This window comes from Pseudomonas sp. F007 (assembly GCF_057814275.1).
Genome location: NZ_JBVATA010000011.1, coordinates 43,562 through 58,710, shown reverse-complemented (window position 1 = coordinate 58,710; position 15,149 = coordinate 43,562). Strand labels below are relative to the sequence as shown.

11 protein-coding genes are annotated in these 15,149 nt (G+C 64.1%); 6 read left to right on the top strand and 5 right to left on the bottom strand.

What is annotated here, in order from left to right:
• Window positions 1-3 precede the first annotated feature (3 nt).
• Together ACZYR5_RS25880 and ACZYR5_RS25875 are read left to right on the top strand one after the other, a co-directional pair.
• Window positions 4-522, top strand: a complete 519-nt coding sequence (locus ACZYR5_RS25880; RefSeq protein WP_489092220.1) for a DUF3299 domain-containing protein — start codon at window positions 4-6, stop codon at window positions 520-522.
• Between the two features lie 112 nt (window positions 523-634).
• A complete protein-coding gene (locus tag ACZYR5_RS25875; RefSeq protein WP_489092219.1) occupies window positions 635-1,333 on the top strand; it encodes an OmpW/AlkL family protein in 699 nt (232 codons plus the stop codon).
• A 60-nt stretch (window positions 1,334-1,393) separates the two neighbouring features.
• Here ACZYR5_RS25875 and ACZYR5_RS25870 read toward each other — a convergent pair whose 3' ends face one another.
• Together ACZYR5_RS25870 and ACZYR5_RS25865 are read right to left on the bottom strand one after the other, a co-directional pair.
• Window positions 1,394-2,323, bottom strand: a complete 930-nt coding sequence (locus ACZYR5_RS25870) for an NAD-dependent epimerase/dehydratase family protein (protein WP_489092218.1) — start codon at window positions 2,321-2,323, stop codon at window positions 1,394-1,396.
• Window positions 2,316-3,200 (bottom strand): sugar nucleotide-binding protein, encoded by an 885-nt coding sequence (locus ACZYR5_RS25865; RefSeq protein WP_489092217.1) that lies wholly within the window; start codon window positions 3,198-3,200, stop codon window positions 2,316-2,318. Before ACZYR5_RS25865 ends, ACZYR5_RS25870 begins: the two co-directional genes overlap by 8 nt.
• A 213-nt stretch (window positions 3,201-3,413) precedes the next feature.
• Between ACZYR5_RS25865 and ACZYR5_RS25860 the strand changes: the two genes are divergently transcribed.
• Complete coding sequence (locus ACZYR5_RS25860) at window positions 3,414-7,733, top strand: DEAD/DEAH box helicase (RefSeq protein WP_489092216.1); 4,320 nt, start codon at window positions 3,414-3,416, stop codon at window positions 7,731-7,733.
• A gap of 13 nt (window positions 7,734-7,746) precedes the next feature.
• On the opposite strand, the gene ACZYR5_RS25855 is transcribed toward ACZYR5_RS25860, so the two are convergent.
• Window positions 7,747-9,888, bottom strand: a complete 2,142-nt coding sequence (locus tag ACZYR5_RS25855) for a mechanosensitive ion channel family protein (protein ID WP_489092215.1) — start codon at window positions 9,886-9,888, stop codon at window positions 7,747-7,749.
• A gap of 199 nt (window positions 9,889-10,087) precedes the next feature.
• Between ACZYR5_RS25855 and ACZYR5_RS25850 the strand changes: the two genes are divergently transcribed.
• Genes ACZYR5_RS25850 through ACZYR5_RS25840 form a run of 3 tightly spaced genes read left to right on the top strand, consistent with a single transcriptional unit; the run spans window position 10,088 to window position 13,162 of the window.
• Window positions 10,088-10,897 (top strand): endonuclease/exonuclease/phosphatase family protein, encoded by an 810-nt coding sequence (locus ACZYR5_RS25850; protein ID WP_489092214.1) that lies wholly within the window; start codon window positions 10,088-10,090, stop codon window positions 10,895-10,897.
• Window positions 10,894-12,201: a cardiolipin synthase ClsB gene (clsB, locus tag ACZYR5_RS25845; protein ID WP_489092213.1), complete on the top strand. Its 1,308-nt coding sequence runs from the start codon at window positions 10,894-10,896 to the stop codon at window positions 12,199-12,201. The genes ACZYR5_RS25850 and clsB overlap by 4 nt, the downstream gene beginning before the upstream one ends.
• The gene (locus ACZYR5_RS25840) at window positions 12,188-13,162 is read left to right on the top strand and encodes a lysylphosphatidylglycerol synthase domain-containing protein (RefSeq protein ID WP_489092212.1); all 975 of its coding nucleotides are present in this window, start codon (window positions 12,188-12,190) and stop codon (window positions 13,160-13,162) included. The genes clsB and ACZYR5_RS25840 overlap by 14 nt, the downstream gene beginning before the upstream one ends.
• Before the next feature lies 1 nt (window position 13,163).
• On the opposite strand, the gene ACZYR5_RS25835 is transcribed toward ACZYR5_RS25840, so the two are convergent.
• Window positions 13,164-13,913, bottom strand: coding sequence for an alpha/beta hydrolase family protein (locus ACZYR5_RS25835; RefSeq protein ID WP_489092211.1), 750 nt, complete (start codon window positions 13,911-13,913; stop codon window positions 13,164-13,166).
• Window positions 13,903-15,012, bottom strand: coding sequence for a DUF3182 family protein (locus tag ACZYR5_RS25830; protein WP_489092210.1), 1,110 nt, complete (start codon window positions 15,010-15,012; stop codon window positions 13,903-13,905). Before ACZYR5_RS25830 ends, ACZYR5_RS25835 begins: the two co-directional genes overlap by 11 nt.
• Window positions 15,013-15,149 lie beyond the last annotated feature (137 nt).

Sequence of the window (15,149 nt, the reverse complement as noted above, 5' to 3'; positions counted from 1 at the left end):
AAAATGCCCCGCGCACTCCTGGCGCTGTTGATGCTGGTCGCCCTGCCGCTGTGGGCGGCCGAACCCCGCGACCTGGCCTGGTCGGAAATGATTCCACCGGATGCCCCCGCCGAAGTGCCGAACATGAAGCCGCTGCACGACCTGTCGCAGATGAGTGACGCGCTGGCGGCCGAGTCGGCACCGGCGGCCAAGCAGGACTTGCCCAATGCGCCGGTGGTACAGAGCCTCGACGGCCAGGCCATCCGCCTGCCCGGCTACATCGTGCCGCTGGAGGTCAACGAAGAGGGGCGCACCACCGAGTTTTTGCTGGTGCCGTATTTCGGCGCCTGCATCCACGTGCCGCCACCGCCGTCGAACCAGATCGTCCATGTGCGCAGCGAACTCGGGGTCAAGCTCGAGGAGTTGTATCAGCCGTACTGGATCGAAGGCGCACTGCAGGTCAAGGCCTCCACCAGCGAACTGGCAGACGCTGGCTACCAGATGGATGCGCAGAAGATCTATGTGTATGAGTTGCCGCAATAGCGCAATAGACGATCTTGATCGCCATCAAGGTTTTCGTTGAGCTGTGTCAATTCGCCATCGGCGGGGCTTCATAAAATGGGACATAAATTTTGAATTGTTCCCTGGAGCCCCCATGCACAAGTCTTTGCTCAGCGCCTCCCTCATTGCACTCGCGCTTGCAGTCCCGTCCGTCCAGGCCCACGAAGCCGGTGACATCATCGTTCGGGCCGGTGCCATCACCGTTAACCCGGATGCCGACAGCTCCAGCGTCAAGGTCGATCGCGGCCCGCTGGCAGGGGCCGACCTGGGCGGCAAGGCAACCTTGAGCAGCGACACTCAGCTGGGTCTGAACTTTGCGTACATGATCACCAACAACCTGGCGATCGAATTGCTCGCGGCGACGCCGTTCGAGCATGACGTGAAACTCAAGAACACCGCGCTGGCCCCAGCCAACGGCAAGCTCGGCACCATCAAGCAACTGCCGCCGACGCTGAGCCTGGTGTACTACCCACTCGATAGCAAGTCGGTATTCCAGCCCTATGTTGGCGCCGGCATCAACTACACCTACATCTACGACGAAGACGTCGGCAGCCGGGCCAGCGCCGCCGGTTTCGACAACTTCAGCGCGAAGAACTCCTGGGGCATGGCCTGGCAGGTCGGTGCCGACTACATGCTGACCGACAACATCATGGTCAACGGCCAGATTCGCTACATCGACATCGACACCACCGCCTATGTCGACAACAATGCCGTGGCACCCGGCACTCGGGCCAAGGTCGACGTCGATGTCGATCCGTGGGTCTACATGATCGGCCTGGGCTACAAGTTCTAAGCAGCACCCGCAAAAAACAAAGGCGCCTCGAAAGGCGCCTTTTTCATGCCCGGGAACGGCTCAACGCCCCAACAACCGGGCGAGCCCGTCGCGCAGCGGGGTTTGCTCAGGCAGGGTAAAACGCTGCAGCAGCCGCTGGTTGTTGGCCCGCGAATGACGGATGTCACCGGAGCGCGCCGGACCGTAAGTTATCGGCGGCAACTCGCCAACCACTTCCTTCAAGGCCTCGAGCATTTGCTTGAGGCTGGTAGCCTGGTTCCAGCCGACATTGACTGCGCCGACTTCCAGCGCCGGCGCTTCGATGGCCTGCACCAGCAGGTCGACCAGATCTTCAACGTAGAGAAAATCCCGGGTCTGTTCGCCATCGCCAAACACCGTGATCGGCAAGCCCTTGACCGCGCGCTCGCTGAAAATACTGATCACCCCGGAATACGGCGATGACGGGTCCTGGCGTGGGCCAAAGATGTTGAAGAAGCGGAAAATCGCCGGCTCCAGGCCATGCTGGCGGCGGTAGAAATCCAGGTAGTACTCACCCGCCAACTTGTCCGAGGCGTAGGGTGTCAGCGGCGCCTTGGCGGTGTCTTCGTCGATCGACTCGCCTTCGCCATTGTTGCCGTAGATCGCCGCGCTGGAGGCGAACAGTACGCGCTTGACCCCGGCCTGACGCATCGCTTCGCAGACATTCAGGGTGCCGATGAAGTTGCTCTGGTGGGTGCGCACCGGATCTTCCACCGATGCCTGCACCGAGGCTACGGCCGCCAGATGCGCCACCGCACTGCAGCCTTGCATCACCTGCGCCACCAGCGCGGCATCGGCGACGTCGCCTTCGATCAATTCGATCAGCGGGTTGTCGAGGGGCAGGTTGCTCGGTTTGCCGGTCGACAGGTCGTCGAGAATGCGAACCGAGTGTCCTTTGGCCAACAAGCCATCAGCGAGGTGCGAGCCGATGAAACCAGCACCGCCGGTGATTAAAACAGGGCCTTTAGCCATGACGATAAAACCTATCCAGTAAGCCCGGGAGCGCGGCACGCCAGGCGCGCGGCTTGATCCCGAAAGTGTGCAGAATTTTCTTGCAGGCCAGCACCGCATGTTGCGGCTCTTCGGCGGCATCCGGACGCGCCGCGTGGGCCTGGGCGGTCGGTGCTTCAATGGCCAGCGGGTGCAGGGTACGGGCCTCGGTGAGGATCGCCTGGCCCAGCGCCAGCGGGGTGGTCGCCTCGTGCCCGGCGTAGTGGTAGGTGCCCCACAGTGGCGCGGCGCAATCGAGTTGCTTGAGCACCGAAATGATCACTCGCGCGGCGTCATCCACCGGGGTCGGGTTGCCCCGTCGATCATCGGCCAGCAGCAGCTCTCCGGGCTGTTCGGCGCGCGCGAGGAAGCGCCCGAGGGAGCCTTCGGCGCTGTCGTCGAGCAACCAGCCGAAACGCAGCATCACGTGCTGCGGACAGGTCGCGCGCACGCTTTGCTCAATGCGCCACAACGCCTGTCCGCGCAGGCCCAGTGGCACCGGTTCGTCTTTTTCGCTGTAGGCGGTGGCCCGCGAGCCATCGAATACCCGATAGCTGGAAGGCTGGATCAGCACGATGTTGTGGTGCTGGCAAAGTTCAGCCAGGCGCTCCACCGCGCGTTCCTGTCCGGCCAGGCGTGCCTCGGGCACTTGCTCGGCCTGGAACCAGTCGAAGTAATAGGCGAGATTGATCAGCGCGTCCGGACGCGTGTCGTCGAGCAGTTGCGTCAGGCTCGCGGCGTCCCAGCCGTCTTGCGGGGGACGAGGGGCGAGGAAACCGATGTCTTCCTCCGCACCGAGGCGAATCAGCGCCTGCCCAAGGGCATTTCCGCCACCCAGTAACATAAGGCGCATTCGCATAGAGTCAGCAGGCCCAGTCTGTTGGAAACGATGAGTGTAGCGACAGCGCCCACAGGCTATGCCGCTGAGAGATGCCAGAATCGTGACATTTTGCGGGTTTAATACGCAACCGTCACCCGTAAAGTATAGAACGCGCGGGTAACGGCCCAAGTCACGGCAGTTATAAGGCCCTGCCACTTGCAACTTGGAGCGGGCGGTCGCATAACTTGACCCATGAATCTCCCCGCAGCCACGCCGCCCGTGCTCGACGGTTTTCATTCTGCCGTCAGCGCCTGGTTCACCCGCACGTTCCCTTCGGTCACCGCCGCCCAGGCGCGCGCCTGGCCGCTGATTCGCCAGCGTCGCTCGACGCTGATCGCCGCACCCACCGGCTCCGGAAAAACCCTCACCGCCTTTCTCGCGGTGATCGACGATCTGGTCCGGCAAGGGCTGGTGCTGGGTGGCGAGCTGCCCGACGCCACCCTGGTGGTCTACGTCTCGCCTTTGAAGGCACTGTCCAACGACATCCAGATCAACCTGCAAAACCCGCTGGCCGGCATCAGTGAACAGTTGCTCCGCCAGGGCTATCCCGAGTTGCGCATCCGTACAGCGGTGCGCACCGGCGATACGCCGCAGAAGGAGCGTTCGGCGATGCGCAAAAGCGCGCCGCACATTCTGGTGACCACCCCGGAATCGCTGTACGTGCTGCTCGGCTCCGACTCCGGCCGGCGCATGCTCGCCAGCACGCGCACGGTGATCGTCGACGAAATCCACGCCATCGCCGCGAGCAAGCGCGGCAGCCATCTGGCCCTGAGCCTGGAGCGTTTGCAGGCGCTGTGCGACGAGCCGCTGATGCGCATCGGCCTGTCCGCTACACAAAAGCCGATCGAAGCGGTGTCGCGATTCCTGGTGGGCACCGACCGACCTTGCGAGATTGTCGACATCGGCCACGCCCGCCCCCGGGACCTCGCCATCGAAGTGCCGCCGGTGCCGTTATCGGCGGTGATGGCCAATGACGTCTGGGAGCTGGTCTACAACCGCATCGCCGAGCTCGCCCGGGAACACCGCACCACACTGATTTTCGTCAACACCCGGCGCCTGGCCGAGCGCTTGAGCCGCCACCTCAGCGAACGGTTGGGCAAGGACGCGGTGGCGGCGCACCATGGCAGCCTGGCCGGGGAGTTTCGCCTGGACGCCGAACAGCGGCTCAAGCGCGGCGACTTGCAGGTGTTGATCGCCACCGCATCACTGGAACTGGGGATCGACATTGGTGATGTCGACCTGGTCTGCCAGATTGCCTCGCCGCGCTCGATTGCCGGCTTTCTACAGCGGGTCGGGCGTTCCGGGCACCAGGTCGGCGGCACGCCCAAGGGCCGGTTGTTCGCCACCACCCGAGACGACCTGATCGAGTGCGCCGCGCTGCTTGATTGCGTGCGTCGCGGCGAACTCGACAACCTGCTGATTCCGGTGGCGCCGCTGGATGTGCTGGCCCAGCAGATCATCGCCGAGGTCAGTTGCCAGGAATGGCAGGAGCAGGCGCTGCTCGCCGTGCTGCGCCGCGCTTCACCCTACGCTGCGCTGGACGAGACCCACTACCAGGCCCTGCTGAAGATGCTCGCCGAGGGCTACAACGGCCGCCAGGGTATCCGCAGCGCCTACCTGCACCGCGACGCCGTCAGCGGCAATCTGCGTGGCCGGCGCGGCGCCAGGCTGACCGCCGTGACCAGTGGCGGGACCATCCCCGACAACGCCGACTACGCTGTGCTGCTGGAACCTCAAGCGCTGAACATCGGCAGCGTCAACGAAGACTTCGCCGTGGAAAGCATCGCTGGCGACGTGTTTCAACTGGGCAATACCTCTTATCGAATCCTGCGGGTGGAAACCGGCAAGGTCCGGGTCGAGGACGCCCAGGGCCAGCCGCCGACCATCCCGTTCTGGCTCGGGGAAGCGCCGGGGCGCAGCGCCGAGTTGTCGTTCGCCGTGGCACGCCTGCATGGGCAGCTCGACGAACTGCTGGGCGCCAGCCCCGGTGATTTGCAGCCGAGCCTGGACTGGCTGACCGAAACCCTCGGCCTGGACCTGGCCAGCGCCGAACAGATCGTCGAATACCTGGCCCCGGCGCGCCTGACCCTGGGCGCCCTGCCGTCCCAGGACACGCTGCTGATGGAACGCTTTTTCGACGAGTCCGGCGGCACTCAACTCATCATCCACACACCCTTCGGCAGTCGCATCAACCGAGCCTGGGGCCTGGCGCTGCGCAAGCGTTTCTGCCGTACCTTCAACTTCGAGTTGCAGGCCGCCGCCAGCGAAGACGCAATCGTGCTGTCGCTGTCCACCAGCCACAGCTTCGAGCTCGACGAGATCTGGCGTTACCTGCACAGCAACAGCGCCGAGCAGGTGTTGATCCAGGCACTGCTGGATGCGCCGCTGTTCGGTGTGCGCTGGCGCTGGAATGCCGGCGTGGCTCTGGCGCTATCGCGCTACAGCGGCGGACGCAAAGTGCCACCGCAAATCCAGCGGATGAAGAGCGAAGACTTGATCGCCAGCGTCTTTCCCGACCAGATCGCCTGCCTGGAAAATCTCGCCGGCGAACGGGAAATTCCCGACCACCCGCTGGTCGAGCAGACCCTCGACGATTGCCTGCACGAAGCCATGGACAGCGAAGGCTGGCTGCGGCTTCTGCGACGTATGGAACAAGGCGAGCTGCGCCTGATCAGTCGCGACCTGCCGGCGCCTTCGCCGTTGGCGGCGGAGATTCTCAGCGCCCGCCCCTACACCTTCCTCGACGATGCGCCGCTGGAGGAACGCCGTACCCAGGCGGTGCTCAACCGGCGCTGGAGCGACCCGCAATCCACCGACGATCTCGGCGCCCTCGACCCGCAAGCCATCGAGGCGGTCCGCGAAGAAGCCTGGCCGCAACCGACCCGCGTCGATGAAATGCACGAAGCCCTGATGAGTCTCGGCGCCATCAGCGATGCCGAGGTGGCGCTGGACGAACGCTGGCCGGGGTGGCTGCAACAGTTGGCGGAATCGGGCCGCGCCAGTCGCTTGCGGATCAATGCCGATCAAGGCCTGTGGTTGGCGCTGGAGCGGCTGACCTGCCTGCAGGCGATCTATCCTCAGGCGCCTCTGCAACCACCCCTCGGCGCCCTGCCGGGGTTTGACGAAAACTGGGACCGCGACGAGGCCTGTGTCGAGCTGATCCGCGCCCGCCTCAGTGCCTTCGGCCCGCTGACGGTCAGCGCGATCGGCGGACCGTTGGGGCTGCCCGACAAGCAGGTCGAACAGGCCCTGGCGCAGCTGGAGCGTGACGGTTACGTGCTGCGCGGACGCTTCAGTCCGGGCGCCACCACGGACCAATGGTGCGAGCGGCATTTGCTCGCGCGCATTCACCGTTACACCGTGAAGCGCCTGCGCCGGGAAATCGAGCCGGTGGCCCTGCAGGACTTCATGCGCTTTCTGTTCGACTGGCAGCACCTGACCCCAGCCACTCAAGGCCAGGGCAGCGCGATGTTGCCGGTGATCGTCGCGCAATTCGAAGGCTACCCGGCGGCGGCCTCGGCCTGGGACAGCGACCTGCTGCCCGCGCGACTCAAGGGTTATTCAGGCGCCTGGCTGGACGAACTGTGCCGCAGCGGCAAACTGGTCTGGACTCGCCTGAGCGCCCGGCACAAGGCCGCCAGCGTGGCCCTGCGCAGCACGCCGATCCTGCTGCTGCCACGCGCCCAGGTGCCGCTGTGGAGCAGCCTGACCGAGCAAGCGCAAGTCAGTGAGCTGTCACCCAAGACGCAAAAAGTGCATCAGGCCCTGAGCCAGCACGGCGCACTGTTTTTTGATGAACTGCTGCACGAGGCCCATCTGCTGCGCAGCGAGCTGGAGATCGCCTTGCAGGAGTTGGTCGGCGCCGGGCTGGTCAACGCCGACAGCTTCGCCGGCCTGCGCGCGCTGATCACGCCGGCGAGCAAACGCCAGGCACGCAGCCCTCGTCGCGGGCGGGGGGCGTTGATCGGCGGCATGGACGATGCCGGGCGTTGGGCATTGTTGCGCCGCGGCACTGGGTCGACACCGTCCAGCGTGCCCACTGACACCCTCGAACATATCGCCATGACCCTGTTGCGCCGCTACGGCGTGGTGTTCTGGCGCCTACTGGAACGCGAGGCGGACTGGCTGCCGAGCTGGCGTGAATTGCTGCGCACCTTCCATCGCCTGGAGGCCCGTGGCGAGATTCGTGGCGGGCGTTTTGTCAGTGGCCTGGCCGGTGAACAGTTCGCCCTGCCGGAAGCGATTCCGTTGCTGCGCGAAGTGCGCCGCCGGCCCCACGATGGCAGTCTGGTGAGTATCTGCGGCGTCGATCCGCTGAACCTGGTGGGCACCGTTCTGCCGGGGCAGAAAGTCCCGGCGCTGGCGAGCAATCGCCTGGTGTTCCGCGATGGCGTGCCGGCGGCGGCGGAGATTGCCGGGGTGCAGCATGTCTGGCTGCAGCTCGATCAGCCGCAGCACCTCGAACTGCAGCGCACGTTGACCCAATACCGCGTCGCCCCCGCTGCCGACTAAGCCGCCGAGCGAATCAGGAATGCAGCGGCGATTTCGGCATCACCAGCACTGAATCGTCCTTGCCAACATCGTCCCGTTGCGCGCTGTCGTCGGGCGTATCCGCATGCCGCTCATGCATCAGCACCTGCTGTGGATAAGTCTGCGCGAAATGCACCCAGGGGCAGTTATCCACAAGCTTTTTCAGGCTCAGGTTGAAGGCGCGATTCACGGCGTACTGACCGCCGGACACGGTGCGGAACTGCGCGGTCAGCACCACGCCGTTAAGGTCCATTTTGTCGACCCCGAACACCTCCAGCGGACCTTGCAGGTTGTACTTGAGGAACGGGTCGTCGCTGATCGAGCGCCCCGCTTCGCGAATCAGCGCGATGGCTTTGTCGACATCGGTGTCGTAGGTGAATTGCACCGAGAAGAACGCAAAGGCGAACTGCCGGGACTGGTTGGTCACCGCCTTGATCTGGCCAAACGGCACCGAATGCACGAAGCCCTTGCCGTCGCGCAGGCGCAGGGTGCGGATGGTCAGCCCCTCGACCGTGCCGGCGTGACCCGAGTCGAGCACCACCCAGTCGCCGATCGACAGGGTGTCTTCGATGATGATGAACAGCCCGGTGATTACGTCCTGGACCAACTGCTGCGAACCGAAGCCGATGGCCAGGCCGACCACCCCGGCACCGGCGAGGAACGGCGCGACGTTGATCCCCAGGTTGGCCATGGTGGTGATTGCGCAAATCACTACCAGGATGATTTTGATCGCGTTGCGCAGCAGCGGCAGGATGGTCTTGATCCGGGTGCTGGGCTGGCGCGCGTTGCGCTTGCTGACCTGCGGCTTGAGGGCTTCGCGGATGGCGGTGTCGAGCACCACCCAGACCATCCAGGTCACCAGGAAAATCAGGCCGATGCGACTCAGCGAATCACTGATGGCCCGGCCAATGGCGTTGCTCACCGCGAATTCGAACAGTGAAACGCCCCAGATCCGCCCGAGGACATCGATAAACACCACCGCCATGACAATCCGCAACAAGGCGTGGGACAGGCTCAGGAAGCGCTCCCTGTAGGCCCCGCCACGCTGCACCGCCAGCGCCCCGGGGGACTTGAACAGGTGCTGGAGCATGGTGCTGATGAACACCGTGGCAATCAGCAGGATGGTGGTGAACAACGCACAGCGCAGGACTTTCTGATTGTCATCACCGATCCCGATCAGGTTGATCAGCGACACCAGCACCATCAACAGAATCGGCCAGTACCAGATCCCGGAAAATATCCGCAGGGTCTCACGCAATGCCGGTTGGCTGCGCCGTTGGGCCAGCGGCAGGATGCGGATCAACTGCCCGACGGGCCGGCGCAAGCGAATCACCAGCAAGCCGAAAATGATCGACGCCGACATGCCGGTAAACACCGCAATACTGTCGGTGAGGTTGTCGCCGAGGCGATTGGCGATCTGCGGGCTGGTCAATGCATCGCTCAAGGCCACCAGAAAGCCCATGGCGAACAAGGGCCGGGGGCAGTTCTGGCGAATGATCTGCACCGCGCGGCGTTTGTGCCCGACGTTGAACAGCACCACCAGCGACAGCAGCAACGAGGCGGCGAAAATCCCGGCGCTGGTGGCGTACGCCAGGCTCAACGCCAGCGCCCGACCGGCGGACGGTTGCAGGAAGTGGCTGCAATACAGGGTCACCGGCAAGCTGATAAACGCCGGCAGACTGTAGGGCAACACGTAGCCCAGCAAACCCTGGGCACGCTCGCGATTGCGCAGCAGTCTCGACTGGGCGCAGCGCCTGGCAAGCAAGCCGCCGAGCAACCAGAGCGCGGCAAACACCGCGCACCAAGCCGCACTTAACAAGGCAAAGTCACGGGCCACGCTCCAGGTGGAACGCGGCGATGGCTGATTGACCAACTGGTCCACCTCATCCGCCGCGCGATCCGCACGCTCGCGCCAGGCCTCGACCAGGTGTTCGTTGATGTCGAGTTTTTCCTGGACGTCATCGATGCTCGAACTGATCGCCCCAAGCAACCCGCCCTGCACCAGAGGTTCGGCTTTTTCCGCGGCGGCGGGATCCTTGCCGGTCACGGCGGCCACCCCGGGCAAGGCGGCGAGCGCTTGAGTGCTGCCGATACTCAGGAGTATCGCCAGGCCTATCGTGGCTTTGAACTGAGACAAGGCGCGTCGCTCCTGTTCAACGATGACAATGGTTAGAGAAGATCGCTGCCTTCAGCTACAAGTTCCAGCGTGAATTTCCCACACGCCTGCCGGCTGCTTTCCATGCCTGCCGCCGGTAATGCCAGCGAAACTTTCCGCCTCGCCCGACAGTCATCCACTCACAGGGGGGTAGCCCGAGACTAGCAGGCGGGGAGGATCCATGGCGGTGTTTGACAGCAATGGCGAGCAAGCCGGTGCGCCCGAGGCGGCGCACGAATGCAGCGCCGCGATTCGTCGTTTTACCGTGCTGACGGTCAATACCCACAAGGGGTTTGCCGCGCTGAACCGGCGCTTCATTCTTCCGGAATTGCGCGAAGCGGTGCGCAGCGTGTCCGCCGACGTGGTGTTTCTGCAGGAAGTCCACGGCACCCACGAACACCATCCCCAGCGCTACAGCAATTGGCCGAGCATGCCGCAATACGAGTTCCTCGCCGACAGCCTCTGGCCGCAGTTCGCCTATGGCCGCAACGCGGTGTACCCCGCCGGCGATCACGGCAATGCGCTGCTGGCGAAATTCCAGATCATTCGCCACGACAATCTGGATGTCAGCATCGACGGCCACGAGAGCCGCGGCCTGCTGCACTGCGTGTTGCGCCTGCCGGGCAGCGAGCAACCGCTGCATGCGATCTGCGTGCACCTGGGCCTGCGCCAGGCCCATCGCGATCAACAACTGGCGCTACTGCTGCAGCGCCTCGACGAGCTGCCGGAAGACGCCAGGGTGATTGTCGCCGGCGACTTCAATGACTGGCGCCAACGCGCCGATGCCGTGCTCAAGCCCTGGGGCTTGCGCGAGGTATTTGGCGAACATCACGGCCAGCCCGCACGCAGTTTTCCGGCACGCCTGCCGTTGCTGCGCCTGGACCGCATCTACCTGCGCAATCTCACCGCCCACCGCCCTAAAGTGCTGGCCTCGCGTCCGTGGTCGCACCTTTCCGACCATGTCCCGCTGTCCGTGGAGATCGAACTATGAGCAGCACACCGCTGGAAAAAAACCGCTTCGAGCCAGCGGCCCCCAGCGCCGAGACACCGGCCATCGAGCGCGCCCTGAGCGATCTCGACTATGGCTGGCACGGCAACAATCGCGTCGAGTTGCTGGAGAACGGCGAAGCCTACTTCCCCAGGGTGTTCGAGGCCATGCGCCAGGCCAGAAGCGAAATCCTGCTGGAGACCTTTATTCTGTTCGACGACAAGGTCGGCAATGAGCTGCAGCAGATTCTGATCGAGGCGGCGCAGCGCGGGGTGCGTGTCACCGTGAGTCTCGATGGATTTGGCTGTGGTGAACTGCCCCAGGCATTTCTCCTGGCAATGTGCGACGCCGGCGTCCACCTGCAAATCTTCGACCCGGCGCCGCGACGCCTGGGTATCCGCACCAACTGGTTCCGTCGCCTGCACCGCAAGATAGTGGTGGTAGACGGCGCCACTGCGTTTATCGGCGGCATCAATTTCAGCGCCGATCATCTGGCGGATTTCGGCCCTGAAGCGAAACAGGACTATGCCGTCCAGGTCGAGGGCCCGGCAGTGGTCGACATCCACCATTTCGCCCTGCTGCAAAGTGGTCGCCATTCCAGGGCGCGCTACGGCTGGCTGCGCCGCAAGCGCCGGCGCACGGAACTGGCGCTTAACGATCACGATGGCCAGGTGCGGCTGGTTTATCGCGATAACAACGAGCATCCGCGCGACATCGAAGACGTCTATCTGCAGGTGCTGCGCAGCGCGCAACGCCGGGTGATCATCGCCAATGCCTATTTCTTCCCCGGCTACCGCTTGCTGCGCGAGATCCGCAATGCCTCACGACGCGGCGTCGACGTGCGGCTGATCCTCCAGGGCCAACCGGACATGCTGGTGGCCAAGCTCGCGGCCCGCCTGACCTACGATTACCTGCAGCAATCCGGGGTGAAGATCTACGAATACTGCGACCGCCCGCTGCACGGCAAGGTCGCGCTGGTGGATGAGGACTGGAGCACGGTCGGCTCGAGTAATCTCGACCCGCTGAGCCTGTCGCTGAACCTGGAAGCCAACGTGCTGATTCGCGACCGGGCGTTCAATCGCGAGTTGTTCGAGCGCCTCGATGAGCTGAGCAATCACCACTGCAAAGTCATGCCCACCCCCGAATCGCCCCGCGGTTTGCTGTGGCGCATGACCATCGGCTTCCTGGCGTTCCACTGCCTGCGCCATTTCCCCGCCTGGGCCGGCGGTTTGCCCGCGCACAAACCCCGTCTGCAGCCCTTGAAGCCCATGCCGCAGGTTCGTGATGACCGCCATGAATCGCTCTGAATCGGCGGCGGCGGCCCACTCCCCGTCACGCTGGACACGCCTGAAAAAACCGCTGACGGCGCTGTTCTTCCTGGTGTTGATCGTGCTCTTCACCATGCTCGCCCGGCGCATCGACTGGAACGAAGTCTTCGCCACCCTCGGCGACTTCAAGGTGCGCACGCTGGTCATTGCCTCGGCCATTACCCTGTTGAGCTTCCTGACCTACGCCTGCTTCGACCTGATCGGCCGCACCTACATCCGCCAGGACCTGACCTGGCGGCAGATCCTTCCAGTCGGGGTCATCAGTTATGCCTTCAACCTGAATCTCAGCGCCTGGGTTGGCGGCATCGCCATGCGCTACCGCCTGTACTCACGGCTCGGTGTCAGCAAGGGCAATATTGCCAAGATCCTCGGCCTGAGCCTGGCCACCAATTGGTTCGGCTACATGCTGGTGGCCGGGGCGATTTTCAGTAGTGGCCTGGTGCATATGCCACCTGGCTGGAAACTCAGCAGCACCGCGCTGCAAGGTGTGGGCATCCTGTTACTGCTGCTGAGTGCCGGGTATCTGGCGGCGTGTCGGTTTTCCAACCGGCGCGAATGGGCGATTCGTGGCGTGGAAATCAACTTGCCCTCACTGCGCATGGCGGTGTTGCAACTGGCGCTGGGCGCATTGAACTGGTCGTTGATGGCGGCGGTGATCTTCACCTTGTTGCCGAGCAAACTCGATTACCCCTTGGTGCTGGGGGTGTTGCTGATCAGCGCCATCGCCGGCGTCATTACCCATATTCCGGCGGGTCTCGGTGTGCTCGAGGCGGTGTTCGTCGCGCTGCTGCAGCACCAGGCATCGCGCGGCAGTCTGGTCGCCGGGTTGCTGGCCTATCGGGCGATCTATTTCCTGTTGCCGCTGCTGATCACCGTGGCCATGTACCTGGTGGTGGAAGCCAAGGCCAAGGCGCTGCGGATCGAGAAGAAACCGTCCTGACTCACAAGATACGCAGGCGCTCGCCGACCACCATTTCGGTCACCCAGTCGACCAGGATCGAGGTGTACGCCTGTTGCGCCACCGGCTCGCTCAAGGCGTGGTCGGCGCCGTCGATGATGCGGTGAGTCAGCGAGTGCGTCTGCTGGCATGCCGCGCGGTAACTCATGATGGTGGCGTGGGGCACAAAGCTGTCGCTTTCCGACTCCACCAGCAACACATCACCGGTGAACTGTGAACAGGCGTGCAGCGCCCGATTGCTGTCGGCGCGCACCAGCGTGCTGCGGTAATCCAGCAGGTCCTGTTTGTCGAGGTCGCGCTTGGGGGTGTGCCATTGCTCGTCGCGGTACAGCGCCGGCACGCGAAGCGCCAGCCAGCGCACCGGGCGCAGGGTGGTGAGGATGGCCGCCAGGTAGCCGCCATAGCTGGTGCCGACTACCGCCACCGCCGAGGTATCGATGGCCGGGTGCGCCAGCAGGCGATCGTAGGCCGCCAGCAAGTCCTTGAGATTATCTTCGCGGGTGACCCGCGCCAGCGGAATTCCGACGTCACCGGTGTGCCCGCGCAAGTCGAAGGTCAGGCACACGCAGCCCAGCCCGGCGATGCCTTTGGCGCGTTCCAGGTCCCGCTCCTGACTCCCGCCCCAACCGTGCACGAACAACACGCCCGGCACCTTGGATTTGGGGCTGAGGAAGGTCGCGCTCATCTGTTCATCGTCGATGTCGATTTGAATGCTTTCGCTTCTAGCCGTCATAAGAGTTGACCGTTACGTATTTGAGAAGGAATTCGCTGTTCTCCGCCGGGCCGCGATACACCTCGATCGCCCCTGCCGGCAGTGGTGAGTCGAGGTAGGTTTCTACCGACGACACGCGAATCGCCTTCAGCCCGGGGTTGTTGACGAAGCGTTGCAGCGCGGCCACTTCAGCACTGCTGGCGCCTCCCATGCGCCAGGATTGTTCAAGCACCCCGCTGCAGCGTTGGCCCTGGGCATCCAGGCCCTGGGCAATGTCGTAGTTGCGCCGCGAGGCGTAGAAACCGGGGTAGGCTTCGTCCGCAGCGGCGTCGAATACCTGGGCCTGCTCGATGGCCAGGCGCACGTCGTCAGCCAGCTCCAGGGCGAGCAAATCGTCGTAGTAGCCCTGCACCACCAGCAGGTCAGAGCCGCCGTAGACCTGCTCACCCTGCCCGTCTTCGGTCAGATATTGCTGCCCGCAGTAACTGAGCACGGTGTCGCCGAAAAAGCTCTGGCCGACGCTGTGGGTGATGACCTTCTTGAGGTCCTGCTCCAGCACCACGCCGCTGGCGAACTGTTCGGCAATTTCGGGGCGCTTGAGCAACTGCCGCAAGGCATCGAGGTCACGAATCACCTCCTGGCCGCGGCCGGCGCAGGCGTGAATCGGTTTGAGGCGGATCGGCCCATGCGCCAGCAACTGCTCGGCAGCAGGTTGGGCATCGTCGAGGGAGAACACGCTGATGCCGTCGAGCACCACTTTGCGCACGCGCTCGGCGAACAGCGGCGCCCAGCCCGGGGGGGCGATCGCATCGCGGCTCAGCAAACCATGGGTAATGGCTTTGGTGCAGATGAAGTCATGGTCGACGTAGCCGCCCCACAGGTCCTCCGGCCCGCTGACGCCCAACTGCCGGGCGGCGGCGCCACCCACCAGAGTCTGGGTTGGCAGCAGGTACAGGTCGTGCCCGTCATGCAGCGTCGGGTCGTAGCTGCCAGCAAAGGGCAAACCGAGAATCTGCGCCAGCCAATGGGCCAGCTTGCGGTTAGTCTCGACCTCATGCCGGGGCGCCTGAGGCCGGGTCGAGTGCGCGACCACCTGTTTGTTGCGGTTCTTCGGGGTCATGCGTCCCCCTTCGCCTGCGCTCGATGGATATAGCTTTGGGAATTGCAGGGATCGGGCCAACACCTCAACGCGTCTGGGGCTAGTACCAGACAGGCACTACGGCGTTGGGTAGTGGCTCAGCGCCTGCCTTATTCTGC

Coding starts and splice junctions, on each gene's coding strand:
- ACZYR5_RS25880 (WP_489092220.1), top strand. CDS start 4: ATGCCCCGCGCACTCCTGGCGCTGTTGATGCTGGTCGCCCTGCCGCTG.
- ACZYR5_RS25875 (WP_489092219.1), top strand. CDS start 635: ATGCACAAGTCTTTGCTCAGCGCCTCCCTCATTGCACTCGCGCTTGCA.
- ACZYR5_RS25870 (WP_489092218.1), bottom strand. CDS start 2,323: ATGGCTAAAGGCCCTGTTTTAATCACCGGCGGTGCTGGTTTCATCGGC.
- ACZYR5_RS25865 (WP_489092217.1), bottom strand. CDS start 3,200: ATGCGAATGCGCCTTATGTTACTGGGTGGCGGAAATGCCCTTGGGCAG.
- ACZYR5_RS25860 (WP_489092216.1), top strand. CDS start 3,414: ATGAATCTCCCCGCAGCCACGCCGCCCGTGCTCGACGGTTTTCATTCT.
- ACZYR5_RS25850 (WP_489092214.1), top strand. CDS start 10,088: ATGGCGGTGTTTGACAGCAATGGCGAGCAAGCCGGTGCGCCCGAGGCG.
- clsB (WP_489092213.1), top strand. CDS start 10,894: ATGAGCAGCACACCGCTGGAAAAAAACCGCTTCGAGCCAGCGGCCCCC.
- ACZYR5_RS25840 (WP_489092212.1), top strand. CDS start 12,188: ATGAATCGCTCTGAATCGGCGGCGGCGGCCCACTCCCCGTCACGCTGG.
- ACZYR5_RS25835 (WP_489092211.1), bottom strand. CDS start 13,913: ATGACGGCTAGAAGCGAAAGCATTCAAATCGACATCGACGATGAACAG.
- ACZYR5_RS25830 (WP_489092210.1), bottom strand. CDS start 15,012: ATGACCCCGAAGAACCGCAACAAACAGGTGGTCGCGCACTCGACCCGG.